Source organism: Chryseobacterium culicis (assembly GCF_002979755.1).
In the GTDB taxonomy this organism is placed as follows: Bacteria; Bacteroidota; Bacteroidia; order Flavobacteriales; family Weeksellaceae; genus Chryseobacterium; species Chryseobacterium culicis_A.
Genome location: NZ_PCPP01000001.1, coordinates 59,611 through 85,895 on the forward strand (window position 1 = coordinate 59,611; position 26,285 = coordinate 85,895).

23 protein-coding genes are annotated in these 26,285 nt (G+C 36.8%); 3 read left to right on the forward strand and 20 right to left on the reverse strand.

Annotated features, from left to right (window positions below):
- Positions 1 to 218 precede the first annotated feature (218 nt).
- A complete protein-coding gene (locus CQ022_RS00315; protein ID WP_105684351.1) occupies positions 219 to 3,935 on the reverse strand; it encodes a metallophosphoesterase in 3,717 nt (1,238 codons plus the stop codon).
- A 26-nt stretch (positions 3,936 to 3,961) separates the two neighbouring features.
- Between CQ022_RS00315 and CQ022_RS00320 the strand changes: the two genes are divergently transcribed.
- Together CQ022_RS00320 and CQ022_RS00325 are read left to right on the forward strand one after the other, a co-directional pair.
- A complete protein-coding gene (locus CQ022_RS00320) occupies positions 3,962 to 5,137 on the forward strand; it encodes a Pycsar system effector family protein (RefSeq protein WP_105684350.1) in 1,176 nt (391 codons plus the stop codon).
- A 17-nt stretch (positions 5,138 to 5,154) separates the two neighbouring features.
- The gene (locus CQ022_RS00325) at positions 5,155 to 6,078 is read left to right on the forward strand and encodes a bestrophin family protein (RefSeq protein WP_105684349.1); all 924 of its coding nucleotides are present in this window, start codon (positions 5,155 to 5,157) and stop codon (positions 6,076 to 6,078) included.
- Between the two features lie 8 nt (positions 6,079 to 6,086).
- Here CQ022_RS00325 and CQ022_RS00330 read toward each other — a convergent pair whose 3' ends face one another.
- The 18 genes from CQ022_RS00330 to CQ022_RS00410 all read right to left on the reverse strand — a co-directional run bounded on the left by CQ022_RS00330 (position 6,087) and on the right by CQ022_RS00410 (position 24,763).
- Positions 6,087 to 8,399, reverse strand: coding sequence for a GAF domain-containing protein (locus tag CQ022_RS00330; RefSeq protein WP_105684348.1), 2,313 nt, complete (start codon positions 8,397 to 8,399; stop codon positions 6,087 to 6,089).
- A gap of 279 nt (positions 8,400 to 8,678) precedes the next feature.
- Entirely contained in the window at positions 8,679 to 10,058 is a 1,380-nt protein-coding gene (locus tag CQ022_RS00335; protein WP_105684347.1) for an NADH-quinone oxidoreductase subunit N, read from the reverse strand.
- A 16-nt stretch (positions 10,059 to 10,074) separates the two neighbouring features.
- Positions 10,075 to 11,568 (reverse strand): NuoM family protein, encoded by a 1,494-nt coding sequence (locus CQ022_RS00340; RefSeq protein WP_105684346.1) that lies wholly within the window; start codon positions 11,566 to 11,568, stop codon positions 10,075 to 10,077.
- Between the two features lie 2 nt (positions 11,569 to 11,570).
- Positions 11,571 to 13,484 (reverse strand): NADH-quinone oxidoreductase subunit L, encoded by a 1,914-nt coding sequence (gene nuoL, locus CQ022_RS00345; protein WP_105684345.1) that lies wholly within the window; start codon positions 13,482 to 13,484, stop codon positions 11,571 to 11,573.
- Positions 13,485 to 13,486: 2 nt separating this feature from the next.
- A complete protein-coding gene (gene nuoK / locus CQ022_RS00350) occupies positions 13,487 to 13,816 on the reverse strand; it encodes an NADH-quinone oxidoreductase subunit NuoK (RefSeq protein WP_002983557.1) in 330 nt (109 codons plus the stop codon).
- A 4-nt stretch (positions 13,817 to 13,820) separates the two neighbouring features.
- The gene (locus tag CQ022_RS00355; protein WP_047382162.1) at positions 13,821 to 14,318 is read right to left on the reverse strand and encodes an NADH-quinone oxidoreductase subunit J; all 498 of its coding nucleotides are present in this window, start codon (positions 14,316 to 14,318) and stop codon (positions 13,821 to 13,823) included.
- Positions 14,318 to 14,875, reverse strand: a complete 558-nt coding sequence (locus tag CQ022_RS00360; RefSeq protein ID WP_034693420.1) for a NuoI/complex I 23 kDa subunit family protein — start codon at positions 14,873 to 14,875, stop codon at positions 14,318 to 14,320. Before CQ022_RS00360 ends, CQ022_RS00355 begins: the two co-directional genes overlap by 1 nt.
- A gap of 153 nt (positions 14,876 to 15,028) precedes the next feature.
- On the reverse strand, positions 15,029 to 16,093 hold the full coding sequence (nuoH, locus tag CQ022_RS00365; RefSeq protein WP_105684411.1) for an NADH-quinone oxidoreductase subunit NuoH: 1,065 nt from the start codon (positions 16,091 to 16,093) through the stop codon (positions 15,029 to 15,031).
- A gap of 176 nt (positions 16,094 to 16,269) precedes the next feature.
- Positions 16,270 to 17,268, reverse strand: a complete 999-nt coding sequence (locus tag CQ022_RS00370; protein WP_105684344.1) for a 2Fe-2S iron-sulfur cluster-binding protein — start codon at positions 17,266 to 17,268, stop codon at positions 16,270 to 16,272.
- A 41-nt stretch (positions 17,269 to 17,309) separates the two neighbouring features.
- The gene (locus tag CQ022_RS00375; protein WP_105684343.1) at positions 17,310 to 18,221 is read right to left on the reverse strand and encodes a hypothetical protein; all 912 of its coding nucleotides are present in this window, start codon (positions 18,219 to 18,221) and stop codon (positions 17,310 to 17,312) included.
- A gap of 5 nt (positions 18,222 to 18,226) precedes the next feature.
- A complete protein-coding gene (gene nuoF / locus CQ022_RS00380; protein ID WP_105684342.1) occupies positions 18,227 to 19,585 on the reverse strand; it encodes an NADH-quinone oxidoreductase subunit NuoF in 1,359 nt (452 codons plus the stop codon).
- Between the two features lie 102 nt (positions 19,586 to 19,687).
- Entirely contained in the window at positions 19,688 to 20,197 is a 510-nt protein-coding gene (nuoE, locus tag CQ022_RS00385) for a complex I 24 kDa subunit family protein (protein ID WP_034693429.1), read from the reverse strand.
- A gap of 91 nt (positions 20,198 to 20,288) precedes the next feature.
- The gene (gene nuoD, locus CQ022_RS00390) at positions 20,289 to 21,512 is read right to left on the reverse strand and encodes an NADH dehydrogenase (quinone) subunit D (RefSeq protein WP_105684341.1); all 1,224 of its coding nucleotides are present in this window, start codon (positions 21,510 to 21,512) and stop codon (positions 20,289 to 20,291) included.
- 77 nt (positions 21,513 to 21,589) lie between these two features.
- Positions 21,590 to 22,084 (reverse strand): NADH-quinone oxidoreductase subunit C, encoded by a 495-nt coding sequence (locus CQ022_RS00395; RefSeq protein WP_034693433.1) that lies wholly within the window; start codon positions 22,082 to 22,084, stop codon positions 21,590 to 21,592.
- A gap of 6 nt (positions 22,085 to 22,090) precedes the next feature.
- Positions 22,091 to 22,651, reverse strand: coding sequence for an NADH-quinone oxidoreductase subunit B (locus CQ022_RS00400; protein WP_002983540.1), 561 nt, complete (start codon positions 22,649 to 22,651; stop codon positions 22,091 to 22,093).
- Positions 22,652 to 22,751: 100 nt separating this feature from the next.
- Positions 22,752 to 23,123 carry an NADH-quinone oxidoreductase subunit A gene (locus tag CQ022_RS00405; RefSeq protein ID WP_047096005.1) on the reverse strand — a complete coding sequence of 124 codons (372 nt, stop codon included), beginning with the start codon at positions 23,121 to 23,123 and terminating at the stop codon, positions 22,752 to 22,754.
- Between the two features lie 273 nt (positions 23,124 to 23,396).
- Positions 23,397 to 23,573, reverse strand: coding sequence for a hypothetical protein (locus CQ022_RS22785; RefSeq protein ID WP_002983535.1), 177 nt, complete (start codon positions 23,571 to 23,573; stop codon positions 23,397 to 23,399).
- Positions 23,574 to 23,632: 59 nt separating this feature from the next.
- Positions 23,633 to 24,763 carry a GTP cyclohydrolase gene (locus tag CQ022_RS00410; RefSeq protein ID WP_105684340.1) on the reverse strand — a complete coding sequence of 377 codons (1,131 nt, stop codon included), beginning with the start codon at positions 24,761 to 24,763 and terminating at the stop codon, positions 23,633 to 23,635.
- Between the two features lie 104 nt (positions 24,764 to 24,867).
- Between CQ022_RS00410 and CQ022_RS00415 the strand changes: the two genes are divergently transcribed.
- Entirely contained in the window at positions 24,868 to 25,578 is a 711-nt protein-coding gene (locus CQ022_RS00415) for a zinc metallopeptidase (protein ID WP_185126835.1), read from the forward strand.
- Here the strand turns inward: CQ022_RS00415 and CQ022_RS00420 are convergent.
- Positions 25,575 to 26,180: an IMPACT family protein gene (locus CQ022_RS00420; protein ID WP_105684339.1), complete on the reverse strand. Its 606-nt coding sequence runs from the start codon at positions 26,178 to 26,180 to the stop codon at positions 25,575 to 25,577. The two genes, CQ022_RS00415 and CQ022_RS00420, sit on opposite strands and share 4 nt — an antisense overlap.
- Positions 26,181 to 26,285: the final 105 nt, after the last annotated feature.

A 26,285-nucleotide genomic window follows, 5' to 3' on the forward strand; every position in this document is an offset into this window, starting at 1 on the left:
ATAGCTGAAAATATGGCTTTTATTTAAAAGCCATATTTATGTTATCCGTAAAAAATGTGAGTTGAAAATTTTAAATATTAAATTTCATTAAAATTGATATTTTTTGAATATTCAATTTGTAAGTAATTTAATATGCTGTTAAACAGTGTTTTGTATTGTATTGGAATTTCAATGTTAATGGCAAACACAGCATTTATTTCGTTTTTAATAGAAGAAGTTTAAAACTTCATTCCTACTCCGGCAGAAACCCTTCCACCGTCTGAACCATAGAAATAATTCAATCTTGCAGACATCATTTCCACAATACTCAGCCATACTCCTGCGCCGGCAGATTGATGCCATTTTCTGGAATTTTCATTGTCATTCCATACACGGCCGATATCATATCCGATGAGAATCCCCATGTTTGCCGGAACAATATTATTTCTGACCCTTCCAAAATCCCAGCGGATTTCTGAGTTATTGGTAAAATATGATCTTCCTGCGAATCGTTCATTTCTGAAGGCTCTCATACCGTTATTCCCTCCGATAGCTGCAGCCTGATAGAATTCAAAATTATTATTATTGATCCACATGACATTACTGGAGTTGGCAAATACAAATTTTCCTTTTTTATCAATTCTGTGGTCAACAGCGAGCTTTCCTTTTACGGTCACAAAGTTTTTGTTGAAATCAGAAAGTGTTGCTTTCCAGTCTGCATTCAACATAAATTCCAAACCAAGAGTAGGGAAGGCCACATTGTCTGCATTTTTATATCCGAATGTATAATTTGCTCCCACAAATTGCTGACTGTTAAATACGCCTGGCCTCACATCCGGTGACTGGTTGATGAAACGGTCTGCTTTTCTCTGTACTTTATTATCTTCAAAAGTCAGTTGAAACTGGTGGCTGAGGTTCATCCAGCTCTTTTGAGAAATAGAAGGAGCAAAGTTGAACTTGGAAATTCTGGCTCTGTTGTATTCTCTTTCTGTATCTTCCTTGTCATACTCACTTTCATTGGAAAGCCCGAAGAAGTTTTGAGAGAATCTTGGAGTTGTATAAAATGCATCAAGGTTGATATCCCAACCTGAGATGGCTTTTTTAAATACACCTTTGTAGGTAAGACTAAACCCTGCAGTAGCGGTATAAAAATTAGCTTTTAAGCTGTGTCTTTGGGTAAAAGGATCACGAATAAAATTATTCACAGTATAATTGGCCAGAACCCCCACAATGACTCCATCGTCCGGGTTGTAATCCAGGTTTGGATATCCGGCAACGGAATTATATTTCGGGTGTTTATAATTATAACTGTTGATATCATAATCATCAGTTATATTCTTGGTTGCATTTCCTGCATTATAGGTGTTCTTCTGAGATTTAAAATCATAAATCTTCACTTTTCTTCCATCCGCAACGTTATAGGTATCATGGTTATATCCCCCAATCAGTCTGATGGTCATTTTAGGATTTCCACTCCCTGTCACTACGTAGGTATCATCATCTTCCAGTCCGTAGATCCATAATTCTTTAGTTTTTGAATCATGGTAAGTCTTTTCAAAAACCAATTCATTCTGGTCTTTATTTTTACCCAGCTTATATTGCTGTACAAGTACGGAGTGTCCGTTTTTGGTGATCACAAACTTATCAGGATTTACCGTTCCTGCCAGAGGAACTTTTTTCTGCAATACATCATAATACTGTGCAGCGTAGCTCTGAAGTTTTGTTTTTCTGATTTTCAGTTTTCTCTGGATTTCGGCAATGGTATCATCCTGTACTTCTTTCGGAAGATTATGGAAAGCATCATCAATATCTGCATCAGTCAGATGTTCCTGTATGTATTTTGCCTGAGTTTCCCATTCACTCTGATCAGCCCCTTTTAAAAATACAAGATCCATAGGATAAGGTTCCATAGCAAGCCATTTCACACTGCTGATATCTTCTGTAAAGGTTTTCATGTGACGGATGGCAGGAACATTCATAATAATCCTAAAGGCTGCACCGTCATATTTACTGAATGCCTGATCTCTGTCTTTAGGGATAGGTTTGTAAATCACTTTGTCGCCCTCTTCATATTGTGCCCATTTCCACTGGTCCGAGTGTCTGTCCCAATCACCGATAAGCATATCAAATAATCTTGCTCTGATGTAAGATTCCCTGTCGACAGAATATTTATTGCTTTTGTTGAGGTTCTTTAATACATCATCCGTAGAAACGATATCATTTGCATGATCAAGGGAAGCCAATGTTTTAGGATCAGAAGAAAAACGTTCTTCAATCATATACATTTCATCTCCGTAATTCTCATTGTATCTTCCCAAAGCTTGTTGTTTGGGGATATAGTATAGTTTTGGATTACTATGGAAAATATTGAGCTTTTCCGACATATTTCCAATAGTAAACGGAGTAAACGGATGATTGGTGGTATAGAAATCCAGCAGGAATTTTTCAGGATATGAATCTGCAAGTTCTTCTCCTAATGTACTTTTCTGGAAAGCCATATTGTTTAAGAATCGAATTGCGCTTTTTTTCACCCCTCGCATTACAAACTCCTGTCCGTCTGCAGACTTCAGCCGCAAACTGTTAGATTGGTTTCCTCCACCTTCTCTAAAAGGAATATACCCTCCGTTCAATTCTGAAAGGTTGGCCGTGGGAGCTTCAATGGGAATTCCATAATATCTTCTGTAATGATCTCCCCAAAGCCAACGGTAAAACTTTCTTTTTTCAGTAAGCTGAACCGGATAAATGGTTGAAGAGAACGTTGCAGGAAAAGAATTAGGGAAATTATTGACAAATACATCTGGTTTGGAAATCACGGAAATATGAGTCAGTTTTTGAAGCTGGGCATCTTTGGTTGAAAAATACTCAACATCTGTACTTTCATCTTTTCTGAAATTTAAAACAGCAAAACCGCTGCCTCCATAGGAAAAGTCTGTCTTTTCTACAATGGTCGCGGGATCTGTTTTAGAACCTGCACCACTGACGATCTGTCTCAGGTTTCCATCTTCGTGATATTGCAGGTTATGATCATGTCCGGAAACGAAAATAATATTTTCTTTATCCTGAACAATGCTTTTCAGCCTGTTGGCCAGATCTGCATAATGTTGGTTATTGATATCTTCAGGACTGGCTCCTGAGGAACTTCTTAAAATATTGATTACACTTGCCACCACAGGAACGGGAACTTTACTCTTTAAAGGAAAGAGATGAGATTTTGCAGAATTAAAACCTGCATGGGTTCCACTGCTGATAATGGGATGGTGTAAAGCAACAATTATTCTTTTACCCTGATTTTTAATGATGAGGTCTTTAAACTCTGTAAAAAAATCTTCACGGGTTTTGATATTACAGTTTTTATTGATTCCCGGATAATTATCCCAGTTGGCAATTACCCATTCCGTATCGATTGCGATAAGCTTGATATCTTTAGAAACGTTAATGTCATCAATAGGACAGCCGTTTTTAGGAAGAAAAGCTTTTTTATCATCAAGATATTTTTTAACCAGTCCTTCCTGGGTATTCAATCCCTCAATTCCATTGTACCAGTCATGATTTCCGGGAATTACGAGTGTTTTTCCTTTGAAATTTTTGGTAATGGCAAGCTGGTTTTCCAGTTTTTGTTTTGCCAGGGCATAGTCTTTATCTGTTTCTTTGGGCATTCCATTGGGATAGATATTATCTCCCAGAAAGATCAGCATAGAATTACTGTTGGCAGAGTCCAGCTTACTTTTCAGTAAATTCAGAGTTTTTTGAGCCTGAGGTTCATCTGAGTTTCCTGCATCTCCAATCAGAAAAAGTTTAAAATCATTTTCGGATTTTATTTCGGAATCTTTTACTTCAAATAAGTTTTTGCCCTTTTGTACGTTATAGGTAGCACAGGAATAAAGGACTCCTGCGGACATTACTGTTCTAAGAACAATAGAAGTATTTTTTAGATGAGTTTTAAAGGATAAATTCATAAATTTACATTAACAAAATTTCAGGGATGAGCATTCTACACAAAGCTAAAAATTATGTTGAAATCTTATTCAAAGATAAGTTATCTTCAGTATATTTTTATCATAATTTTATCCATACTGCCTATACTGTCAATAAGGCGGAGGAAATCATGAAAAATACTCCTGTTTCTGAAGAGGATCAGGAGAAGGTACTTGTTGCGTTATGGTTTCATGATACAGGGTATATAGAGTGTGCTCTGAACCATGAGGAAAGGAGCGTGGAGGTGATGAAAGCCTTTTTACACCAGGAAAACTATCCGGAAAACTATATTACAGATGTTGAAAAACTGATTCTGGCTACGAAAATACATTATGAACCTCAGAATTTGCTTGAGAAAATTGTAAAGGATGCTGATTTCAGTCATTTTGCCGGTCATGATTACAGCGATATTTCCGATGCTTTGAGAAAAGAATGGGAACTGACCAATGTAAGATGTTTTTCCAATGAAGAATGGAATGCCGGAAATCTTGATATGCTGAAAAACAAGCATACTTTTTATACGGATTATGCCAAAGAAAACTGGGAGCCCCTGAAAAAGAAAAACATCAAAAAGATAGAAAAGAAATTGGAAAAAGAAGAAGAGAAAAAAGATAATAAAAAGGATAGCGCAGAGGGTAAAAAGGAAAAAGAAAAATCAGACAGAAGTGTGGATACTTTATTCAGGGTAACCCTGAACAACCATACAAGGCTGAGTGATATTGCAGACAGTAAAGCCAATATTCTTTTATCTGTAAATGCCATTATCATTTCAGTTTGTCTTTCTGTATTGGTTCCAAAGCTGGATGCCCCTAAAAATTCACATCTGATTCTTCCGAGTTTTATACTATTGCTATCCAGTGTATTTACGATCATATTTGCCATTCTGTCTACAAAACCCAATGTGACGAAAACAACGTTTACTCCACAGGATATTGCCAACAGAAAAGTAAATCTGCTGTTCTTCGGAAACTTTCAGCAGATGTTATTTGATGATTATAACAATGCTATGAAAGACCTTATTAAAGACAGGGATTATATCTATGATTCTATGGTGAAGGATCTGTATTATCTTGGAAAAGTGCTGGATAGGAAATATAAACTTTTATCCATTACCTATAAGATTTTTATGGCAGGGATTATTATTTCCGTTTTATCTTTCGGAATGGCTTTTCTTAGTCTTTAATTAATAAACACACACGAATGATCGTCAGACAGCGTACGAATTGGCTGAAAATGTTATTTATATGGAGAGGTTCCGTATTAAAGAAAATTGTTGTTCAGCTTAGCATTATCACGCTGTTTTCCTTGGCTATCTATTTTTTCAAAGGAAAAATTTTTGATTATAAAGTGCATCTCAATCCTACCATTTTTACATTGATAGGATTGGCATTGGCTATTTTTATGGGTTTCTGTAATTCTGCAAGCTATGACCGTTTCTGGGAAGGACGTAAGCTTTGGGGATTACTTGTAATTGAAACCAGGTCTTTGACGAGACAGATTTTATCCTTAGTAAACGATTCTTCACCTGAAGTTAAAGTAGAAAAAGAGAAAATTATTAAGCTGATCTCTGCGTTTTCCTGGGCACTGAACTTTCAGCTGAGAGATAATTCAGGGACGGAACACCTTGAAAGGCTTCTTTCTCCTGAACAACTGGAACAGGTAAAGAATAAGAAATTTATTCCCAGTATTATTCTTGGGTTTATTGCAGACTGGCTTAATGAGCAGAATAAAAAAGGAAATATAGATACCATTGTGATGACTTCTATGGATCATCAGCTCAATCAGTTTTCTAATATTTCCGGAGGCTGCGAGAGAATTTACAATACTCCATTACCATTTGCTTATAGTGTTTTACTGCATCGCACGGTGTATCTTTATTGTTTCTGGCTTCCTTTCGGGCTGGTAGATTCTTTGGGATGGATGATGCCTATGATCGTTTTGTTGATCAGCTATACTTTTATTGCTCTTGATGCTATTATCCAGGAGATTGGTGAACCTTTTGGTGAAGAAGAGAATGATCTTGCCCTGAACAGTATCTGCCGTACGATTGAATTTTCTATTTTTGAACAGGCCGGAATTCCTCAGGGTGAACTTAAGAAACCGGATACTTATTTTATAGATTAGAATAATTTCTATTCCTGCGGTAGGGTAAAAGAAACCCTCAGCGCCAACAATCCCGTAATTCCCTGAAGATCCTCTACTCTTAAAAATTCGATGTCATGTTGTAAGACTCCTTTTTTCTGGAGTTTGGAAATGTAGTCAAGATATTCCTTCTGATTTTCCATTCCGAAATAGACGATGGTGATTTTTCCGGGTGCAGTGATGCGTTCTGAAGAATCTTTCACATGGGCTTTATCCAGACGTTTTTTGATAATTTCGTAGTATGAATTGTAAGCGCCGTCTACATCAAAGCGTTTTTCATCCATTCTGAAACGGATGTCTATTTTTTCATTGTATACAAAGATCAGTGATGCGATATCCAGCTGTACAGGAAGATATTTTTTGAACGACTGAAATTCAAGTTCCATTTTACAGATGGTCTTCAGCTGCCAGTATCTCAGTTTATGAACTACTTTTGAGGTATAATGAAGCTCTGGAGCAATGGTTGTACCAATGTAAAGATTATGCTCTACACCATCAGATTTAAATCTTTCATAGTAATGTGGGAATATTTCCTGTGCTTTCACCTGGCTTTCGTCCAGCATATCTGCCAGTTTTCGGTTGACCAGAGTGATAGAGTCATCAAGATTTTTTCTGTGGTGATAAAACAGGTCCGTAGAGGTGAAGATGTGTGAAAAATAGTCTTTAATCCTCGCCTTTATTTCCCTGGAAGTTCTTACTTCCAGCTTACCCTGTAAAAAAGGATGAATTTCTTCTCTTAATAATCTCTGAAAACGTTGTTCTGTATCTGCTTTGATCTCATTGTTGATTTCATTTTCAAAAACATCCAGTGCCAGTACAAATTTCTCTGAATCTGAATTGGTCAGCACCAAAATTTCATTCAGCCATTCAATCTGCTGATTGAGATCCTGCAGCATCAGATTAAAACGTTTTTCCGAAGAAGAACGGATATCTGAAACGCCAAACAAAGGAGTAAGATTTTTAAAGGCAATCTGCTTTAAAGTATATATTTTCTTTCCGAGTGATGCCGTAAAATATTTTTCTGCTTCATTTCTGAACTTCCATACCACACTGTCGTGGATGGTTGTATATTCACGCTGGATAATGGCTTCTATCTGATAGTTTTTTTCAAAGTAGAATCTGTTCAGAGAGAAAAGAACCATATCGGTGAAAAACTCCAGTTTTTTAAGCTTTAAACCATTGAAACTTCCTGCAATAGGAGAAGTAAACTCCATGATGGCAAGGAGATCACCGTCTTTCATAATCGGAATTACCATGAAGCTGTTGACATTATTATCCTTCAATATACTAAAGGAGGGAAGCAGTTTTACATTTTCATCCAGATTGTTTACATTGGAAACAACGACAGGTTTTGAATTATGATTTAAATTATTAAAAGTCGTCTTACGGGTATCTTCGTCAAAAGCATTGATCCAGAAATCCAGGATATGATTGGTGAGAAGACTCTCATAAATTGGGAGTTTATCCAGTTTCTGTTCCTTTTTGTTAAAAGTCATCAGTCCAAAACTGAGCTCTGAAACATCAAAATAGGATTTAAAAATTTCCGTCAAATTTTCATTGGGATTCATATTTTCCGGATCAATCTCAATCATACTTGATTTCAGATCGGAAAGGGCTACCTCAGAGGTACAGTCTACCAGTGAAATAATGGTAAATCCTTTCAGTATCCAAGATTGCGAAGGGAAATATTTTTTCCACAGTTTAAAATCATCCAGATTTTCCAGAAGCATATCCAGAATATCATCAGATGGAATTTTGGCATCTTCTGTAGGCGTAATTTCCGTGAAATCTGAATTGACTGTAATTTTGTAATGCTTCATGATTCCCTGCTTGTTGGGGATATCATAATAAAAGGGAAGTGTACTTTTAATATCTTTTTTGAAGTAGCTCTGAAGAATCAGACAGCAGCAGAAAACATAAAATTCATTATCTGAAATATTTCTGAGTTCTATTTCGAAGTCTTTCCCTGCATCTTTCAGAATATCTTTAAACCTTTCGGTATAGTTGAAGGTGATATTGGAAAGAGGAATACTTGCTGCTTTTATTTCATTTCTGGTGAGACCTGTGGGGAAAAGATCGGCAAGAAGCAGTCTGATGAGGTCCTCATATTTATCAAGAAGAGCAGTATCCTGAAACCCTTCTCTTAGCTCTTTAAAATTTCTGGTACTCTCAATCAAAGACTCTGCATAGTTCACTCTGTATTCCAATCTGTCATTATATCGGATATGCTCCAGAACATCCAAATATTTTTTGAATGATATATAAACCTGAAAGGGAGAGTCTTTTTTATAGAGATTAGCCAAGAGGTGAAAAATTTAGAGTAAAGTTATGAAAAAAGCAGAATATTAATAAGAGTATGTTTTATTTTATTGTACATAATTTACGAGTGCTTTCGGAAATTTTACAATGTATTTTGTAATTCTTTGCTGTTTTTTGGAAAGAAGGATAACAAGGATACTGATTAATATATTTTATGATTTTTTGAATAAGAAATAGTGTTTTTTAGGATATTCATTATTCAGCTATGATCACAAAAAAGCACAACTGAAAAGTTGTGCTTTTTATATTTTAAAATTCAGATTTTATAATCCGAACATTCTTGCAAACAGATCCGGGAAAACCCCAAGGATGATAATCAAAGCAATAACAACTACTGCAATGATGTTGTAGGTAAGTGTTACTTTTTCTGATGACTTGAATGTTGATTCTTTGAAGAAGAACATGGCGATAATCAGTCTTAAATAGTAAGCGATAGATAGGGCAGAACCCAATACTGCTACCAATACTAAGAAAGCAGCACCGTTCATAGCCTGGGAGAATAAAGCAAATTTCCCCATAAATCCAGCTGTTAACGGAACCCCTGCCATTGAAAGCATAGAGATCGTAGCTGCTGTAGCTAATAAAGGTTCAGTTTTTGCCAATCCTTTGAATGCTCCAAAAGAGGTTTCTCTTTTTAATTTCTCTACCCAGATCAGACACATGAAAACTCCTACTGTAGATAAAGAATATGCAAATAAATAAAAGGCAAGGTTATAAGTAGAAAGGCTTGTCATTCCAAAGAATACCAATCCGATATATCCTGCGTGAGAAACTGAAGAGTATGCCAGCATTCTTTTTGCATTCGTCTGAGCAAGACCCATAACGTTTGCCAATAATAAAGTAATGATCAAGAATACTCCTAAAACATTGATCCATTCGTGAGTAACTCCGGCAAAACCAAGAGTCATCAATCTGAACAGCGCAAAGAATCCTGAGATCTTTACCACACTCGCCATGAAAGCTGTGATTAATGAAGGAGAACCTGCATATACATCAGGGCTCCACATATGGAAAGGTGCCAACGCTACTTTGAAGGCCAATGCACAAAGGATTAGTAATACTCCTAAGATGAACATTACATTCCCGGCATTTGCTACTCCGAAGTCATGAATCTTGTACAAATCAAAACTTCCTGCACTTCCATAGATGAATGCAATCCCGAACAGTAAGAAACCTGTTGCGAATGCACCCATAAGGAAATATTTAATAGAAGCTTCGTTTGATCTAAGATCCGTTTTGTTAGCTCCTGCCATTACATATAATGGAATAGAAAGGATTTCAACACCTAAGAACATCGTCACTAAGTTCTGATATCCGAAAAGGATGATCCCTCCACATAATGCAAATAGCATCAATGCATATAATTCTGACTGGTGGCTTCTGTGATTGCTGAAAGCAAAACCTCCCAGAAAGAATAACAATAAAGTTGTTACGATTGATATTTTAGTGAATAATGCAGTATTGTCACTGTACTCATACATATGCTTGTAATGATCGAAAAACGAACATTCCGGCATAAAACTTACGTACAATGCGATGATTAATCCCAAAATCCCAATGTATCTTGCGAATTTTCCTTGTTCAAAAACTCCTGAAAATAACGCAATAACTGCCGTTAGGAAAACAATAATTAAAACACTCATTTCTTAAAATATCAAATTAACTTACCATTGATTGGTAGATAAACTTCACCGAACTACTCACCATGTCGATTACCGGTTGTGGGAAAATACCTAGTAAAATCACAAAAACCGCTAAACTTGCCAATACAGAAAATTCTACACCTGATAAATCTTTTGCTGTACTTAAAACTGCTTCATCTCCTTCTCCAAACATTGCTTTTCCGTAGAATCTCAATAAATACACCGCACAAAGAATTACCGTAAGACCAGCAATTACTGCTGCTGTTCCGTTAAAATCATATACTGATTTCAACAAAATAAATTCCCCGATGAATCCATTCGTTAATGGAACTCCCATTGAACCTAATATAATGATCAAGAACAATACAGCAAACTTAGGAGCTACTTTAGCTAAACCACCCATTTGTCTGATGTCTCTTGATTTAAATCTCTTGTATAAAATATCACAACAGTAGAATAATCCTACTACGTTGATACCATGGGCAAATGTCTGTACCAATGCTCCTTCAGCTCCTTCCACATTGAAAGTTCCTCTAAGAGTTACTACTGCAGATGCAAAGATCCCTGCCACCATTAATCCTACGTGAGAGAAAGATGAATACGCAATGATTCTCTTCATATCCGTCTGGATAATAGCGATCAGCGCACCATGAACAATTCCTACAATAGCAAGAATAATTACGATCTGTCCTGAAATCCCTGCTATCGGAAGCGGAGTGATTGGAAGTAAGTAACGCATTACCCCATATACTGCCATCTTCAACATGATCCCTGATAACAACATCGATCCCTGAGTAGGAGAGTAGGTATAGGTATCAGGCTGCCATGTATGGAAAGGGAATACCGGTAATTTCACTGCAAATGCAAAGAAAATAAACCAGAATACCACCGTCTGCTGTACTTCATTCAGTTGTGCATTGTATAAATCTGTTAAAGCGAATGATGCTGAGTGGTTGTACACATAGATCAATCCGGCTAACATAAATAACGATCCAACGAATGTATATACGAAGAATTTCGTAGTGAATTCAAACCTTTTATTCTCTTGTCCCCAAAGTCCGGCAATGAACCAAATTGGAATCAAAGTTACTTCCCAGAAAATGTAGAATAACAATCCGTCTAAAGAAGTAAACACTCCTACAAGACCGAACTGCATTAACAGAATCAATCCGTAGAATGTATTTCTGTAGTTTACACTTTCGTTGAAAGATGATAAAATAATGATTGGAGCCAGAATGTTGGTCAATAATAAAAGAAGCATGCTCATTCCATCGATACCGAAGTGAAGAGAGCTCTTCATAAATTGTGACCATGGATAATTGATCTCATGCTGCAATACGCTGTCTACTGTCGGAGTAAAATCAAAATCCGAAAGTATGTAAAACGTAAGGAGCATTTGTACCAATGCAATTCCAAGCGCCAAATATTTGCTGGAATTATTCTTCCAGGCAAAAACTAATCCCGAACCTACTAGAGGTAAAAGTAATAATGTTAATAATAAACAAGACATTATTATTGTAATAAAAAGTTAACAATTAATATAATTCCCACAGCTAAAGACATGATAAGGATATATGTCTCTACATTTCCGTTCTGTACGCGCTTCATAGCTTTTCCGCTGTCTTCAGCACCATCACCTACAAAGTTTACAAAACGGTCTAAGATACCCTTATCAAACATTTTTCCTCCGCGTCCTAATCCTTCAACAGTTTTTACAATCAATGCGTTGTAAAGTTCGTCAACGTATAATTTCTTAGCAGAAAGCTTTTCCCATCCGGTGTAGTTTTCTTCTGCAACAGCCATCTTTTTCTTACTTACATAAGTATTTCTAACGATGAACCATACAGAGAAGAACATAAGCACTGTAGCTGCTAATAAGATCATTTCAGTATTGAAAGGTACTCCTGAAAGAGTAGCTTCCATCTGGCTGTAGCTTTGTTCTGTAAGAACTGGCTTTAACCATTCCATCAGTTTAGCATAGTGCCCGTGACCGATGAAGTGTGGCAGGTTGATGAAACCTCCGATTACAGAAAGAATAGCCAATACGATCAATGGTAATGTCATATTTGACGGGCTTTCATGTAAGTGGTGTTTTTGTTCTTCAGTACCTCTGAATTCTCCGTGGAATGTCAAATAGTACAGTCTGAACATATAGGTTGCAGTCATTGCCGCTAAAACAAATAAGATTACCCAATAGATTGGATTTTTAGCGAAAGCGGCTACTAAAATTTCGTCTTTAGAGATCATCCCTGATAATAAAGGGAAACCTGAGATGGCTAATGTTCCGATCAGGAATGTAGCGTGCGTAAGAGGAATATATTTTTTAAGACCTCCCATGAAACGCATATCCTGTTCGTTGCTCATTGCGTGGATTACAGAACCTGCACCTAAGAATAATAAAGCCTTAAAGAAAGCGTGCGTCATTACGTGGAACATTGCTGTTGTATAGGCTCCAAGACCTAAAGCGATGAACATAAATCCAAGCTGTGAAACGGTAGAGTATGCCAATACTTTTTTGATGTCGTTCTGACGTAGTGCATAGAATCCTGCCAAAGCAGCTGTTAAGAATCCGATGAATAAAATTCCTCCCTGTACAGTAGGTGCCAAAGTAAATAAGAAGTTTGATCTTACTACCAAATAGATCCCTGCTGTTACCATCGTTGCCGCGTGGATCAACGCTGATACAGGAGTAGGTCCGGCCATCGCATCCGGTAACCATGTATATAATGGAACCTGAGCAGATTTACCGGTAGCACCAATAAATAAACTCGCTGTGATAAAGATAATCACTGTTCCGTCTAATTCAAATTTTGAAGCGTTTTCTGCTACAGAAAGATAATCTACAGCATTGGTCTGAGAAGCAATCATGAAGATACCGATCAATAACGCAAGGTCACCAATTCTGTTCATGATGAAAGCTTTTCTTGCTGCTTTACCGTATTCTTCGTTAGTGTACCAGAATCCGATCAACAGGTAAGAACAAAGACCTACACCTTCCCATCCGATGAATAGGATCAGGTAGTTGCTTCCCATTACCAAAAGTAACATGGAGAAGATGAAAAGATTCAGATAAGTAAAGAACTTGTAGAACCCTTTATCATGACTCATATATCCGATAGAGTATAAGTGGATCAGTGAACCGATACCCGTAATGATCATTACCATCATTAAAGAAAGCTGATCAATCTGGAATCCAAAATTGATTTGAACTCCATTTACTCTAAACCATTCAAAAGCTTTTACAATAACAGGCTGGCTTTCAGAATTGAAATTCATGAAAATACTTACCGCAATACAGAAAGATCCAAAAACCATCAAAGTAGCCAAAGATCCTACCAATATTTTTGGAAGATTTTTTCCGAATAACCCGTTAATAAGAAACCCTAAAAGTGGTAAAAGTACTATTGCATATACTAGATTCTCCATTCTTATCCTCTTAATTTATTAAATATACTCACATCTACAGAACGGGTGTTTCTATATAGCATAGCAATAATTGCCAAACCTACTGCTACTTCAGCAGCAGCTACCACCATAATAAAGAAAACTAAAAGTTGTCCGTCGCCGTTGCCTTTATATGCTGAAAAAGCTGCCAATAAAAGGTTTACAGAATTCAGCATAAGCTCTACACAGCCCAGAATCACAATAGCATTTTTTCTAAGCAATACTCCCATTACTCCCAAACAGAACAATACTGATGAAAGAATGATAAAGTAGTCCAAAGGGATGCTTTGTATAAATGTATTTACTTCTCCCATAATTTTATAAATCTTTTTTACCGATTAATACCGCGCCTACAATACCTGCCAGAATTAGGATGGAAGCAAGCTCAAACGGTAAAACATATTCATTAAACAAAAGTCTACCCAGATTTTTCGTAAGACCAATACCTCTGTCTACATTTTCAACAACAATGTGTTTGTCTTGTACTCCTCTGAAAACTCCAAGTACGCCTACTAAAAGAATACCTGCTGTAAAAACTCCAACAAACTTTAAAGTATTGTTCTTCTTACTTTCGTCTCCTTTATTAAGGTTAAGCATCATCAGGATGTAAAGGAAAAGTACCATAATAGCACCTGCGTACACTATAATCTGGATAATTGCCAGGAACTGTGCATTTAAAAGAATGTACATTCCTGCAATTGAAAACATCGTAACAATTAATGACAAAATAGCATAGAGAGGATTTCTTGCAAATACAAAGTAAACTGCACTTGCCACTGCTAAAAACGCCACCAAGAAAAATAAAAACTGATCCATTATTTTACCGCATTTTTTTGTTTCTCGGATTGTCTTGTCGTGATATCAATCCTTTCATTTATTTTTTCAACTAGTTTATCTTTTCCGTAAATGAAAGAACCTCTATTCGTTTCTACATCTACTAATCTATCCGTAAGATAGATGGCAGATTTAGGACAAGCTTCTTCACACATACCACAGAAAATACATCTTAGCATATTGATTTCATATACTGAAGCATATTTTTCTTCTCTGTAAAGACCTCTTTCCTCTTTAGTTCTTTCAGCAGCCGTCATTGTAATGGCTTCTGCAGGACAAGCTACCGCACAAAGTCCGCAAGCAGTACATCTTTCTCTGCCTTCCTCGTCTCTTTTCAAGACGTGCTGACCTCTCCAGATGGTAGTTCTTGGTTTCTGTACTTCCGGATACGAATATACTGCGGGAGCACCCTTTATCACGGTTCTTACAGCATGCTTAAATGTAATCCCCATTCCTGTAAAGATGGCAGGAAGGTAGATTTTTTCAGCAAGGGTCATTTCTTTATTGGAAACAACTTTTGATCTGTTTGTAAGTTTCATTTAATTATAGATATTAGATGTTAGACACCAGATTTTAGACTAATCTTGTCTGCTATCTTAATTATTTAATATTGACGATTGAAATATGACATGCTAAAGATAAAACTTTGATTTCATTATCAAATTTTCAAATCAGCTCATTTTCAAATTTTCTTAGTTTGCAAATGCTAAAATTACAGCTCCTGTAATTAATAGGTTTACCAATGCCATTGGGATTAATGTTTTCCATCCTAAGTGCATTAACTGGTCGTATCTGAATCTTGGAAGCGTCCATCTGATCCACATAAAGATTAAAATTCCGATTACAGTCTTCGTTAAGAATGCTACGATACTTAAGATTCCTGCAGTATTCTCACCCCAGTTCTGAGTTACCCATTCAATACCAGGATAGTTGTATCCTCCGAAGAAAAGAACTACCATGAAAGCATTGGAAATAAACATGTTCACATATTCTCCGAACATATATAAACCTAACTTCATGGAAGAGTATTCTGTAGAGTATCCAGTTACCAATTCAGATTCACACTCAGGTAAATCGAAAGGGTGTCTGTTGGTTTCTGCCAATGCAGCTACAAAGAAAACAAGGAAAGCAATCGGCTGGTAGAAAATATTCCAGTTCATTCCGGAACCCCAAGGAATAACACCCCATAATTTTCCGGTAGTCTGACTTTCAGTAATTTCTTTTAAATCTAAACTTCCCGTCATCATAATGATAGAAAGAAGGGCTAGTCCCATTGCCAATTCGTAAGAAATCATCTGAGAAGAAGCACGGATAGCACCTAGTAATGAATATTTGTTGTTCGAAGCCCAACCTCCGATCATAATTCCGTAAACCCCGATGGAAGCCATTCCTATGATGAAAAGTACACCAACATCAATGTTCGCTACCTGAAGATCAAAAGAAGTACCTGCAATATTTAAACTTTTACCCCAAGGAATAACAGCTCCTGTAATCAATGAAATAAACATTACCAAAGCTGGGCCTAATACAAAAAGGAATCTTTCTGCATTGGCTGGTGTAAAGTCCTCTTTAAAGAAGAATTTTCCACCATCAGCAAGAGGCTGCAGCAATCCGAAAGGTCCGGCTCTGTTGGGACCAATTCTATCCTGCATGATAGAGGCTACTTTTCTTTCTGCCCAGGTAGAGTAGGCTGCAATCGTTAATGATAGCAGGAAAAGTGCTAGTACAAGTATAAGTTTAAATGTAAGTAAATCCATTTTTATTTTAAATGTTTGAAGATGGGAGCTGGAAGCTGGAAGTGTATCACGTCTTGGCATCAACTCTTCATCACATTACCAAATTTTTTTATATATTTTAAAACAGCTAAAGTTAAAACTGAAATTTAGGGTATTTATTAAACTCCCAGCTTCCAGCTTCCTAACTTCGAACTATTCTATTTTTCGTCTTTTTCACTGATTTCTTTAGCCATCGGATTGTCTAAAACTCTTAGCTCATCTTTAGGCTTTTCGTAGTGGTTCAATGAAATTACAGAATGTCTGTCGATATGTCTAGGACCTTCAATGTTCCAGTCTGATAATGCTTTTCTTTCGAAACGACATGTATCACAGATGAATTCTTCAACTTCACCCCACTGGTCTTTTCTTGCAGTTACTCTTACAATTTCGTCACCTTTAAACCATACTAAAGCTTTTCCAGAACATTTATCACATTTACAAGTAGCATTCATAGGTTTTGTGAACCATACTCTGCTGGCAAAACGAGCTGTTCTGTCTGTTAATGCTCCTACCGGGCAAACGTCGATAACGTTTCCGATGAAGTCATTGTCTAACGCTTTATTTAAATAGGTTGAAATTTCAGCGTGATCTCCTCTGAAAAGAATACCGTGTTCTCTTGTTTCTGTAAGCTGATTGGCTGTTAATACGCATCTTGCACAAAGAATACAACGGTTCATATTCAATTTGATGTTCGGACCAAGATCATCAGCTTCGTAAGTATTTCTTTCGAATTCTGTTCTTGTGTTTTCCACACCATGCTCATATCCTAAGTCCTGAAGATGACATTCTCCTGCCTGGTCGCAGATAGGGCAGTCCAGCGGGTGGTTTACCAATAGGAATTCGGTAACCGCTTTTCTTCCTTCCTGAGCTTTCTCAGAAGTAAGATTTTTTACTTCCATACCGTCCATTACATTAGTTCTGCAGCTTGCTACTAATTTTGGCATAGGGCGTGGGTCTGCTTCAGATCCTTTAGAAACTTCTACCAGACAAGTTCTACATCTTCCTCCACTGGTTTCCAACTTGCTGTAGTAGCACATTGCAGGAGGTACAGATTTACCACCGATTTGTCTTGCAGCTTCCAGAATAGAAGTACCAGGCATCACTTCGGTAGTTTGTCCGTCTATAGTTATTTTGAATTTTTTAACTTCTTCGCTCATATGATATGCTTTAAGCTTTATGCGTTAAGCAATAGGCTTTGTTATTTATATTTCTTTGTATTAAATGTATATCCAATTCCTCCCAGAATTTGTCCGAAAACAAAATCCTGACGTGCTTTGTCTGGTTTATTATTCAATGTAGTTTTAATATCCCACATATTAATATAACCGGCTTTTCCTTCTAATCTCAGCATCCAGTTTTTCCAGAATACCAAGTTAAGACTAGATCTGATATCAGTTCCCATACCTGCCACGTGAAAACGGTCACTTCTTTCATTACCAAAAAGCTTTACATTACTTTTCGGAAACATAAATCCGATTCCGGCTCCATAAGACCATACTAAATCTATATTTTTCTTATGAACAAGATTTTTGTATTTCTCAAGACCTAAGTTTTCATAATTAAGTCCATCAGTATGTTCGAAAGTAAGGAACTTCTCATCTGCAAGATTCACTTGTCCGTTTTGAACCATCGCTGCATATTCAGGATCTGAAATATGTCCTTTGAAACCAACAGTCTGGTTCTGATCCATTACATATTTCATATGGTCTATCCCTAATACCAATGCTAAATTGTCTTTAATGAAATATCCTATTCTGAAATTATACTGTGTTACAGTAAACCAGCTTGGATCAAAATAAACAATTCCGAATTTCGTAGGTCTGTCTTGTGCGGTTACGTTATTCAATTGAAAATCGTATCCGTTTCCGGTAAAATGGATATCAGAATTGCTATAAGCGGCTCTGTTCCATCCATAAAATACGAAAACCTGACCTTTTTTGCTTAATGGTAAAGGTTTTTCCTTTTTCTCAGCTTTAATCTGCTCTTTCTCACTCACTACATATGACAAATCCTCTTCAACGGATCTGTTATAATTTGCAGTATCACTCTTCTTGTTCTGTGCAAATACAAGATTCGACATCATTAAGCCGACAACCAATAATTTTTTCATCTTACCTACGCATTCTTTTCAACAGCCGGGATAGGATCTGCATAATGTGCCAATCCATAGTTTTGTGTCTGAGACAATTCAGGGTTTTTCACGTGCCACTCAAATTCATCTCTGAAGTGACGGATCGCTGCTGCAACCGGCCAAGCTGCTGCATCACCCAACGGACAAATCGTGTTTCCTTCGATTTTTCTCTGGATATCCCAAAGCAGATCGATATCTTCCATTTTCCCTTCTCCTTTCTCGATTTTCTTTAAAATCTTGTACATCCATCCCGTTCCTTCACGGCAAGGAGTACATTGTCCACAGCTTTCGTGATTGTAGAATCTCGCTAAAGTCATCGTGTGATCTACAATACACTGGTCTTCATCCAAAACGATGAAACCTCCTGAACCCATCATGGTACCGGTAGCAAAACCACCATCTGCCAATGATTCATAGTTCATATATCTTGGCTCTCCGTTCACTGTTCTCAGCAATAAGTTAGCGGGAACAATCGGAACAGAACTTCCTCCGGGAATACAAGCCTTTAATTTTTTACCGTCTTTAATACCACCGCAATATTCATCAGAGTAGATGAATTCTTCTACCGTGATGGTCATATCGATTTCGTATACTCCCGGTTTGTTGATATTTCCACAAGCAGAAATCAACTTCGTTCCTGTAGATCTTCCAACTCCTATTTTAGCATACTCAGCACCTGTAATATCAATGATCGGAACAATTGCAGCAATAGACTCAACGTTGTTTACTACCGTTGGTCTTTCCCAAAGACCTTTTACTGCCGGGAATGGCGGTTTTAATCTTGGGTTACCTCTTTTTCCTTCAAGGGATTCAAGCAATGCAGTTTCTTCACCGCAGATGTATGCTCCACCACCTCTCTGTACATAGATTTCACAGTCGAAACCTGTTCCTAAAATATTTTTACCTAAAAATCCTGCTGCTTTGGCTTCTTCAATAGCTTCTTCAAGGATATCCGGAATCCATGAATATTCTCCACGGATGTAGATATAAGAAGTATTGGAACCTAAACAGTAAGAAGAAATTAGCATTCCTTCAATCAATAAATGAGGAAGGAACTCCATCAGATATCTGTCCTTGAATGTTCCAGGTTCAGATTCATCCGCATTCACAACAAGGTGTCTTGGAACGCCTTCCGGCTTTGCCAAAAAGCTCCATTTCATTCCTGTTGGGAATCCAGCTCCACCACGACCTCTTAGTCCTGAAGCTTTTACTTCTTCAAGAATTTCGTCAGGAGTCATCTTCAAGGCTTTTTCAGCTGCTGTGTAACCTCCCTGTTTACGGTATGTTTCAAAGTAGCGAATACCTTCTATATGTGCGTCTTTAAGTAAAAGTTTTTTACTCATTGTTATTTGCTTATTGCAATAGGCTTTTGGCTTCTTGCATTAATTATGATTAAACGTTAAGTGAATAATTTAAAATCTAAAATTTAGAATTTAAAATTTCTATTAGTCTAAAGCAACTTGTCCCTGTCTGCAAAGATCAAGGATTTCATCTACTTTTTCTATCGTTAAATTTTCATGAAAGAATTTTCCTAACTGTAGCATTGGTGCATATCCACATGCTCCAAGACATTCAGCTGGCTTTAATGTGAACATACCGTCTTCAGTAGTTTCTCCATCCTTAATGTTCAGTTTGGTTCTGATATGGTCAAGGATTTTTTCGCTTCCACAAACCATACAAGGTCCTGTTCTGCAAACTTCCAAAACATATTTACCAACCGGCTTCATATTAAACATGGTATAGAAAGTAGCCACTTCATATACTTCGATCGGTTGGATACTTAATAGTCCGGCAACATAATCCATCACAGGAACATCTAACCATCCTCCGAATTCTTTCTGTGCCAGGTGAAGTACAGGAAGAAGAGCAGATTTCTGTCTTCCTTCAGGGTATCTTGCGATAATTTTGTGTACCTGTGCTAAACTTTCCGGTTTAAAAGCTATTGTTTCGCTCATTTTTGAAATTTTAGATTTTAGATTTTAAATTCTAAATGAATAACGGTCTAAAATCAATTTATAATTTATAATTCAAAATTTATAATTCCAGTTATGCGTCTAATTCTCCCGCAATAATATTCATACTACACATCGTTACAATGGCATCTGAAATTACAGAACCTGTAATCATTTCAGGGTATGCCTGATAGTAGATGAAGCATGGTCTTCTGAAGTGAAGTCTGTAAGGGCTTCTTCCTCCGTCACTCACAAGATAGAATCCTAATTCTCCGTTTCCACCTTCTACAGCATGATAAACTTCTCCTTTAGGAACATCCGTTTCTCCCATTACGATTTTGAAATGGTAAATTAATGCTTCCATTTTCTGATAAACATCTGCCTTTTCTGGAAGATAGAAATCAGGAACATCCGCGTGGAATGGTCCTTCCGGAAGATTGTCGTATGCTTGATTGATAATTTTTAGAGATTCCCAGATTTCCTGTTGACGAACCATGAAACGGTCGTAAGTGTCACCAGAAGTTCCTACTGGAATAATGAAGTCGAAATCTTCGTAGGAAGAATAAGGCTGTGCAACTCTTACATCATAATCTACTCCTGCTGCACGTAAGTTGGGACCTGTGAAACCATAGCTTAATGCTCTTTCAGCAGAAATAGCTCCTGTACCAATGGTTCTATCCATGAAAATTCTGTTTCTTTCTAATAAAGTACCGAATTCTTTGAATCTTGCCGGGAAGGTTTTTAAGAAATCTTTCAGTAACTCATGAAATTTAGGGGTGAAATCTCTTTCAAATCCTCCGATTCTTCCCATATTGGTTGTCATTCTGGCTCCGCAGATCTGCTCATACATATCATAAATACGTTCTCTTTCGATGAACATATACGTAAGACCTGTAATAGCTCCTGAGTCCATTCCGGTTACCCCGTTACAGATCAGGTGATCACCGATTCTAGCAAGCTCCATCAAGATAACACGCATATAGTCTACACGTTTTGGAACTTTAACGCCAATCAGTTTTTCTACTGTCATGTGCCAACCTAAGTTATTGATAGGTGCAGAACAGTAATTCATACGGTCTGTAAGGGTAGTGATCTGAGAATAGTTTCTTCTTTCAGAAATTTTCTCAAATGCTCTGTGGATGTATCCTACGGTTTGCTCTGCGTGAAGGATTCTTTCTCCGTCCATCGTTAAGATATTCTGGAAAATCCCGTGAGTAGCAGGGTGGGTAGGTCCTAGATTCAGGGTGTATAATTGTCCGTCAATCTGTTCCTTACTTTCGTACTGGTTTAGTATATTAGATAATGAGTTATCTTTCATAAGTATTATAATTGATAATTGATAGTTGATAATCGATAATCATTTATCTATCATCATTTATCATTTATATTTTATTTTTATCTTCCGAACATGCTATCGTTCTTGTCGGTTCTTGTACCGTCTTCAAGGCGATATTCTTTCAACATTGGGTGATATCCAAGATCTTCCATATTCAAAATAGGTCTCAGATCCGGATGTCCTTTAAATTTAATCCCATAGAAATCATACGTTTCTCTTTCCATCCAGTTGGCTCCTGCATACAACTCTACAAGAGAGTCTACTTCAATATTTTCTCTGGACATAAAGATTTTCAGACGTAATCTGAAATTGGCCATCATATTATGCAAATGGTATACAACACCAATTTCCTTCTCAGGGAATTCAGGATAATGAATACCACAAATATCCGTTAGGAAATTAAATTCCAATGATGAATCTTTAAGATAGTGAATGATCTTCTTGATATCTTCTTTCTTCACTTCAATCGTCAGCATTCCGTAAGGTTCTGAGCTTGAAATAACAGATTCCGGAAATTCTCTTGTGATTGCTTCTAATACAAATTCGTTTGTCATTTCCGTTTAGTTGCTTATGTTGTAAGAATCTAATAATTTCTGATATTCAGGCATGTCCCTTCTTCTGATGCTTTCGCTTTCCGCAAGAGCCTGTACCTGCATTACTCCTTCAATGATCTGCTCAGGTCTTGGAGGACATCCAGGAACGTATACGTCTACCGGAATAATTTTATCAATTCCCTGAAGTACAGAATAGGTATCAAAAATACCACCGCTGGAAGCACAAGCTCCCACTGCTACCACCCATTTCGGCTCAGCCATCTGAGTGTAAACTTCTTTCAGGACTGGTCCTAATTTCTTTGATATAGTTCCGCAAACCATCAGCATATCTGCTTGTCTTGGAGAGAAAGAGTTTCTTTCCATACCAAATCTTGAAGCATCATATGTGGGGTTCAGGGTAGCCATAAACTCAATACCACAACAAGAGGTAGCAAATGGTAACGGCCAAAGTGAAAACTTTCTTGCCATCCCGATTACACTGCTCAGTTTTGTTGCGAAAAACCCTTCTCCTTCATATCCTTCGGGAGCAGGTGCATCTGTTCTTATTACTGGTTTTTTATCTGACATTTTTAGTAAATATTTAAAGATTAAAATATTTAAAGATTAAAAACAAGACCTTTACAATCTTTAAATTACTTAAATAAAATCAATCTTTTAATGTTAAAATTTATTTATCCCAATCCAGTGCACCGCGTTTCCAAACATAGAAAAACGCCATGAAGAAGATGGCAACGAATGTAAGTACAGCAAGGAATCCTTCCATACCGAATTCTCTGAAGTTTACAGCGTAAGGATAAAAGAATACGATTTCGATATCGAATAGTACGAACAATACCGCGGTCAGGAAGTACTTGATAGAAAACGGCGTTCTCGCATTTCCTTCTACAGGAACTCCACATTCCCAGCTTTGGTTTTTTACAGAGTCTCCTTTTTTCTGCTGTGGGCCCAAGAAATGTGCCCCAAGCAAAGAAACAGCTACAAATCCTACTGCTACACCAGCCTGGATAAGGATTGGAATATAACTTTCAGGTAAATTCATTTTTGCATTATTATCTCAATTTGCAAATTTAGCGAATAAACAAGAAAGCATGAAATTTATCAGCTTAAAAGTCGGATGAAAATGAGTTAAATCGGTAATTTAGAATCAATAAAAATTAGCTTTTTGGGATTATTTTTTTGTTGTGTTTTTCCCCTTTTTTTGTACTGACTCTGGAAAAATTGCATTCACCATATGCAGTTTGGATATTTTGAATGTATGTAATTCAGGATGAAAATAAGGTGGTAAAGGACTTATTGATGTTGATTCTAGATCTTATTTTTTCATTTTTTTCAAAAGAGTATAGGCCATAAAGGAGATGTATCCAAAAAGAATACTGGCAAAAAGAATATTAATCACCGTATTTGTTTTATCATCCGGTGATTGGAAAAAGAAGTTGTAACTGATAAATCCTACAATTAAAATAGCGAAAATAATGAGTTGTGGTTTCATAAAGCTCAGAGTTTAAAGTTTAAGGTTGTGAGACTGCTTCTACATTGTAGAAATGTACACTACTTATTCACTTCCATGGAATAGGTTCTTCTTCGTTTATGGTTGACAGGGTTGTAATCCTGCCAAAGAACCTGCACACTTTTATTTTCTTCCAATTCAGGATTGGTTTCAGCAAAATCAATTCCCATGCTTGTAAATCGTACAAAAATTTCCTTGAAAATAATAGCAGTTACCCCACGTCTCTGGTATTCCGGATGAATTCCGATAAGATAGAAATTGGCACGATCATTCTTTTTTCCGGCTTGTAAAAAATGCCACCATCCGAAGGGAAATAATTTTCCTTTTGATTTTTGCAGTGCCTTGGAATATGAAGGCATTGTGATAGCAAATGAAACCAGCTGCTGATTTTCATCTACCACGCAGATTACATAATTTTTATTGATGAAAGGGAAATATTTTTCTCTGTATGTTTTAATTTGTTCATCCGAAATAGGAGTGTAAGTGGAAAGATGTTTATAAGTCTCATCTAAAAGCTTAAACATAGGCTCTACATAAGGAAGAATTTCTTCCTTTGACTTGAAATTAAGAACCTTCAGTTTATATTTCTGAGCAATTAATCCACTGAATTTTTCTACTTTTTCGGGAAGTACTTTTGGGAAATTCATTTCATACTCCACCCATTCTTTTTCTTTGGTTAATCCAAGATTTTCCAGGTGTTTTGGATAGTATGCATGATTATAAATTCCAATCATTGTCGCCAGTTTATCAAATCCCATGGTTAGCATCCCTGCTTTGTCAAGATTGGTAAATCCCATTGGACCTTCTATCATGTTGATATTATTTTCCCTGGCGTAGTCGGTAGCGGTTTGTATCAAAGCTTTTGAAACTTCAGCATCATCAATAAAATCTATCCATCCGAATCGTACCTTTTTAATACCTAATTCCTTTTCCTCTTTATGATTAATAATCACGGCAATTCTTCCTACAACTTTGTTATCTTTTAAGGCCAAAAATTGTCTGGATTCTGAATATTGTAGGGCTGGATTCTCTTTTGTATCCCAGATTTTCATTTCGTCTTTAATAAAGGATGGAACATAGTACGGATTATTTTTGTACAGATCCATAGGAAACCTTACGAATTGTTTGAGCTGGTCAGCTGTTTTTACTTCAATAATTGAAATTGTAGACATGTTTTTGGAGATGAATTAGAGAACAAATATAAATAATAATATCTTATACTTTGGCACAGTTTTTATATGATTATGGGTAAAATTAAACACAAAATTTATATAAAATGGTGGGTTATTATATCATTATTGGTATTTCAATGTTGGTGAGCTGGTGGGTTTCGTCCAGATTGAAATCGAAATTTGAATATTATTCCAATGTACACCTTCGAAATGGACTTTCGGGGAAAGAAGTAGCGGAAAAAATGTTGAGAGATAACGGAATAAATGATGTTCAGGTCATATCAGTACCCGGGCAGTTGACGGACCACTATAATCCGGCAGATAAAACAGTTAACCTTTCAGAAGGAGTTTATATGCAGAGAAACGCAGCATCGGCGGCAGTCGCAGCCCACGAATGCGGACATGCAGTACAACATGCAGTAGGATATTCTATGTTGAATTTACGTTCAAAACTGGTTCCTATTGTGAATATAAGTTCCAATCTTATGCAGTTTGTTCTTATTGCGGGTATCGCAGTAATGGCTGCATCAAGAACGATTGAAAATCCGAATGGAAATACAACTGTTCTTGCGATTGGAGTCGCTATGTTTGCAATGACAACGCTTTTTGCTTTTGTAACACTTCCAGTGGAATATGACGCAAGTAACAGAGCTATGAAATGGCTTAAAGATACAGGCACTGTAACTGCAGAAGAATTTGTCGGGGTACAGGACAGTTTGAAATGGGCTGCAAGAACTTACGTGGTAGCTGCCTTAGGTTCTCTGGCACAGCTTCTTTACTGGGCATCTTTGCTTCTTGGTGGAAGAAGGGATTAATCATTAAATTCAAATGAAACATATTGCATCTCGGAAAGTTTTTCAGAGATGCTTTCTTTTTGTGCCAGTTTTAATGATGCGGTAAGAATACAGTTTTCATTAGCATCGAAATTCAAAACTTTAGCATCAAATCTAGAAAGCAACGTGAAAATTGTATTCTGCTGATTGAAATTAAACTGGATTTCAACTTCTGTTTCCAGTTCTCTGGTAATGATATGAGCTTCTTCCAACGTAATCTTCGCAGATTCTTTATAGGCTTTTACCAGTCCTGAAACTCCCAGCTTGGTTCCTCCGTAATAACGGACTACAATCACCAGTATGTTGGTGATTTCATTCGCTAATAGCTGGTTGTAAATAGGTAACCCGGCACTTCCGGAAGGTTCACCATCATCATTGGCACGATAGTTCTCACCGTTTAATCCCATTCTGAAAGCATAACAGTGATGGGTAGCTTTCGGATGTTCTTCCCTTATTTTTTCCAGTGCACCTTTTAATTCCTTTTCATTGGTCACCGGATAAGCAAATCCGATAAATTTGCTTCCTTTTTCTTTTAAAAGAGTATTTTCTATGGGTTTTTCTATGGTTTTGTATTCAAACGTCATTAGAGTTCCTGCTTTGTTTATGCAAAAGTATTAAATGCTGTAGTAACTTCCATCATTATCATAAATTAAGCCGTCAATTTTGACGGCTTATATTTTTGTTATCTA

Excerpts from the sequence above, each read along its gene's own strand:
- CQ022_RS00315 (WP_105684351.1), bottom strand. The coding sequence starts at position 3,935 with ATGAATTTATCCTTTAAAACTCATCTAAAAAATACTTCTATTGTTCTT.
- CQ022_RS00320 (WP_105684350.1), top strand. The coding sequence starts at position 3,962 with ATGAGCATTCTACACAAAGCTAAAAATTATGTTGAAATCTTATTCAAA.
- CQ022_RS00325 (WP_105684349.1), top strand. The coding sequence starts at position 5,155 with ATGATCGTCAGACAGCGTACGAATTGGCTGAAAATGTTATTTATATGG.
- CQ022_RS00335 (WP_105684347.1), bottom strand. The coding sequence starts at position 10,058 with ATGAGTGTTTTAATTATTGTTTTCCTAACGGCAGTTATTGCGTTATTT.
- CQ022_RS00340 (WP_105684346.1), bottom strand. The coding sequence starts at position 11,568 with ATGTCTTGTTTATTATTAACATTATTACTTTTACCTCTAGTAGGTTCG.
- nuoL (WP_105684345.1), bottom strand. The coding sequence starts at position 13,484 with ATGGAGAATCTAGTATATGCAATAGTACTTTTACCACTTTTAGGGTTT.
- nuoK (WP_002983557.1), bottom strand. The coding sequence starts at position 13,816 with ATGGGAGAAGTAAATACATTTATACAAAGCATCCCTTTGGACTACTTT.
- CQ022_RS00355 (WP_047382162.1), bottom strand. The coding sequence starts at position 14,318 with ATGGATCAGTTTTTATTTTTCTTGGTGGCGTTTTTAGCAGTGGCAAGT.
- CQ022_RS00360 (WP_034693420.1), bottom strand. The coding sequence starts at position 14,875 with ATGAAACTTACAAACAGATCAAAAGTTGTTTCCAATAAAGAAATGACC.
- nuoH (WP_105684411.1), bottom strand. The coding sequence starts at position 16,093 with ATGGATTTACTTACATTTAAACTTATACTTGTACTAGCACTTTTCCTG.
- CQ022_RS00370 (WP_105684344.1), bottom strand. The coding sequence starts at position 17,268 with ATGAGCGAAGAAGTTAAAAAATTCAAAATAACTATAGACGGACAAACT.
- CQ022_RS00375 (WP_105684343.1), bottom strand. The coding sequence starts at position 18,221 with ATGAAAAAATTATTGGTTGTCGGCTTAATGATGTCGAATCTTGTATTT.
- nuoF (WP_105684342.1), bottom strand. The coding sequence starts at position 19,585 with ATGAGTAAAAAACTTTTACTTAAAGACGCACATATAGAAGGTATTCGC.
- nuoE (WP_034693429.1), bottom strand. The coding sequence starts at position 20,197 with ATGAGCGAAACAATAGCTTTTAAACCGGAAAGTTTAGCACAGGTACAC.
- nuoD (WP_105684341.1), bottom strand. The coding sequence starts at position 21,512 with ATGAAAGATAACTCATTATCTAATATACTAAACCAGTACGAAAGTAAG.
- CQ022_RS00395 (WP_034693433.1), bottom strand. The coding sequence starts at position 22,084 with ATGACAAACGAATTTGTATTAGAAGCAATCACAAGAGAATTTCCGGAA.
- CQ022_RS00400 (WP_002983540.1), bottom strand. The coding sequence starts at position 22,651 with ATGTCAGATAAAAAACCAGTAATAAGAACAGATGCACCTGCTCCCGAA.
- CQ022_RS00405 (WP_047096005.1), bottom strand. The coding sequence starts at position 23,123 with ATGAATTTACCTGAAAGTTATATTCCAATCCTTATCCAGGCTGGTGTA.
- CQ022_RS22785 (WP_002983535.1), bottom strand. The coding sequence starts at position 23,573 with ATGAAACCACAACTCATTATTTTCGCTATTTTAATTGTAGGATTTATC.
- CQ022_RS00410 (WP_105684340.1), bottom strand. The coding sequence starts at position 24,763 with ATGTCTACAATTTCAATTATTGAAGTAAAAACAGCTGACCAGCTCAAA.
- CQ022_RS00415 (WP_185126835.1), top strand. The coding sequence starts at position 24,868 with ATGGTGGGTTATTATATCATTATTGGTATTTCAATGTTGGTGAGCTGG.
- CQ022_RS00420 (WP_105684339.1), bottom strand. The coding sequence starts at position 26,180 with ATGACGTTTGAATACAAAACCATAGAAAAACCCATAGAAAATACTCTT.